Annotated in this window: 3 protein-coding genes; 2 read left to right on the top strand and 1 reads right to left on the bottom strand. The window is 63.5% G+C overall.

Translation table 11 applies throughout. The features are described 5' to 3' along the window. Window positions 1-1,242 (top strand): betaine-aldehyde dehydrogenase, encoded by a 1,242-nt coding sequence (betB, locus tag EN984_RS29650; protein WP_348630242.1) that lies wholly within the window; start codon window positions 1-3, stop codon window positions 1,240-1,242. A gap of 92 nt (window positions 1,243-1,334) precedes the next feature. After that, on the top strand, window positions 1,335-2,357 hold the full coding sequence (locus EN984_RS29645; protein ID WP_127267427.1) for an aldose epimerase family protein: 1,023 nt from the start codon (window positions 1,335-1,337) through the stop codon (window positions 2,355-2,357). Here the strand turns inward: EN984_RS29645 and EN984_RS29640 are convergent. Beyond that, window positions 2,354-2,788 (bottom strand): PfkB family carbohydrate kinase (locus EN984_RS29640; RefSeq protein ID WP_245480143.1); only part of this gene is annotated, 435 nt, incomplete at its 5' end. The two genes, EN984_RS29645 and EN984_RS29640, sit on opposite strands and share 4 nt — an antisense overlap.

Genomic DNA, 2,788 nt, shown 5'->3' with positions numbered 1-2,788 from the left:
ATCCTGCGCCGCGCCGCCGACATATTGCGCGCCCGCAACGCCGACCTCGCCCGCATCGAGACACTGGATACAGGCAAGGCGATCCAGGAAACGCTGGTGGCGGACGCCCCATCGGCAGCGGACTGCCTTGAATATTTCGGCGGTGCGGTTGCCGCCTACAATGGCGAGTCGGTCGATCTCGGCGGACCCTTCGCCTACACAAGGCGCGAAGCGCTCGGCGTCTGTGTCGGCATCGGCGCCTGGAACTACCCGATCCAGATCGCCGGCTGGAAATCGGCACCGGCGCTCGCCATGGGCAACGCCATGGTGTTCAAGCCATCGGAAAACACGCCGCTTTCAGCACTCGCATTGGCCGAGATCTACAGCGAGGCCGGGCTGCCTGACGGCCTGTTCAACGTGGTGCAAGGCTATGGCGATGTTGGCGCCGGGCTCGTCGGCCACGATGTCGTCGCCAAGGTCTCGGTGACCGGCTCGGTGCCGACCGGCCGCAAGGTGCTGTCGCTCGCCGGCTCGAAGATGAAGCACGCGACGATGGAGCTTGGCGGCAAGTCGCCGCTGATCGTGTTCGACGATGCCGACATCGAGAACGCCATTGGCGGCGCCATGCTCGGCAATTTCTATTCGACCGGGCAGATCTGTTCCAACGGCACGCGCGTCTTCGTGCAGAGCGGCATTCACGACCGCTTCGTCGAGCGTCTGATCGAGCGGACCAAGAAAATCCGCATCGGCGACCCGCTCGACCCCGAAACCCAGATGGGACCGCTGGTTTCCAAGGCGCAGCACTACAAGGTAGTGGGCTATATCGAGATCGGCAAGCAGGACGGAGCAACGCTTGCCTGTGGCGGCAACGTGCCTTCGCTGCAGGGTTTCCAGGGCGGATTCTTTGTCGAGCCAACGGTGTTCACCGGCGTCACCGACACAATGCGCATCGCCCGCGAGGAGATTTTCGGGCCTGTCATGAGCGTGCTGAAATTCGACGGTGAGGACGAGGTGATCAACCGCGCCAACGACACCGAATTCGGCCTCGCCTGCTACTTCTATACGGGCGATCTCGGCCGCGCCTTCCGTGTGATGGAAGGGCTGAAATACGGCATGGTCGGCGTCAATGAAGGCCTCATCACTACGCCGGAAGCGCCGTTCGGCGGCGTCAAGGAATCCGGCCTCGGCAAGGAAGGCGGACATCAGGGCATCGAGGATTACCTCGACACCAAATATGTCTGCATCGGCGGCCTCGGCCTCTGATAGGCTATCCCTGAGATGAGCAGGCCGATAGCCTGCCCATCTCTCGTGGGAAAACCAGCCGAAGTCTTCTGGATCAACTGGCATTTACGGGCATGGCGATGAAGGACGGCGAGGTTTTCGGCACGACGCAGGCTGGCGAGCAGGTGCGTCGCTTCACGATCAGGGGCGGCGGCATCACAGCCAACATCATCGGTCTGGGCGCGATCATCCAGGATCTGCGCCTGACCGGGCACGATGCTCCGCTGGTGCTCGGCTATGACAGCCTGGAAGGCTACGAGACGGATACGGCGTTCTTCGGTGCTGTCGTTGGCCGCTACGCCAACCGCATCCGTGACGGCCGCTTCACCATTGGCGGCAGCCGCTACCAGACCGAGCAAAACTTCCTCGACAAGCATACGCTGCATGGCGGCTCGCAAGGTTACTCCCACCGGCCGTGGACGGTTTCCTTGCATGGCAGGGATTTCGTCACGCTGACCCTGCACGATCCCGACGGCGCGATGGGTTTTCCCGGCGCGCTTGATGTCACCTGCACCTACCGGTTGAAGATCCCCGGCACGCTTAGCGTCGAGCTGACAGCCACCTGTGAGGAGCCGACGCTGTGCAATCTCACCCAGCATTCCTACTTCAACCTGGACGATGGCGGCGCCGGAGACATTCTCGACCACAGGATGATGTTGAATGCCGGCGCCTATCTGCCGGTCGATGGCGACATGATCCCGACCGGGGTGGTCAAGCCGGTTGACGGCACGCCGTTCGATTTCCGCCAGGCGCGGCCGTTGCGCATGGAGACCGAGGGCGAACAGCTGCCCTACGACCAGAATTTCTGCCTCGCTTCGACACGCGGGCCGCTCAAACAGGCGGCGTGGACGCAAGGCGCCAGTTCCGGTGTCGAGATGGAGGTCTGGACCACTGAGCCCGGCGTCCAGCTCTATACCGGTCAGTATGTGACGCCGCGCACCGGGCTGGAAGGGCGGAACTACAAGGCCTTTTGCGGTTTCTGCCTCGAGCCGCAGATTTGGCCGGATGCGCCGAACCGGCCCTATTTCCCGCAGGCGACGCTGTGGCCGGGCGCGATCTACCACCACGTCACGGAATACAGATTCCGGCTACCTTAGCCTTCGAACGCCGCCCGCAGCGTCTCGAACGGCGCCAGTGCGCCACGTACCTGCACTACGGCGGCGGCGACACGATGGGCATGGCGTGCGGCTTCCAGCGGTTCGTGACCGGCAAGTCGAGCCGCAAGATAGCCGCCGTTGAAGGAATCGCCGGCGCCCGTCGTATCAGCGGGAGCCGCGACATGGATCGCCGGCACGTCGCGCAGCGTTCCTCCCTTGGCGATCAGCGCCGGCGCTTCGCCATTCTTGACGACGACCTCGCCAACCAATTTCCCGATCCGCTTAGCGGTCACTTGCGGCGTCGCATCCTCAAACAGCATCTGCTCGTCGGGAAAGGTTGGTAATGCGATATCAGTGACGGCAAGGGCTTCGACGATCGCTGCCTGCGCCTCCTCGCGCTCACGCCAGAGCCGCGGCCGGTAGTTGGGGTC

The sequence above is a fragment of the Mesorhizobium sp. M7A.F.Ca.CA.004.12.1.1 genome, from assembly GCF_003997835.1.
In the GTDB taxonomy this organism is placed as follows: Bacteria; Pseudomonadota; Alphaproteobacteria; order Rhizobiales; family Rhizobiaceae; genus Mesorhizobium.
Note: the sequence above shows the minus strand (reverse complement) of the source record. Positions and strands in the feature narration are given on the sequence as shown.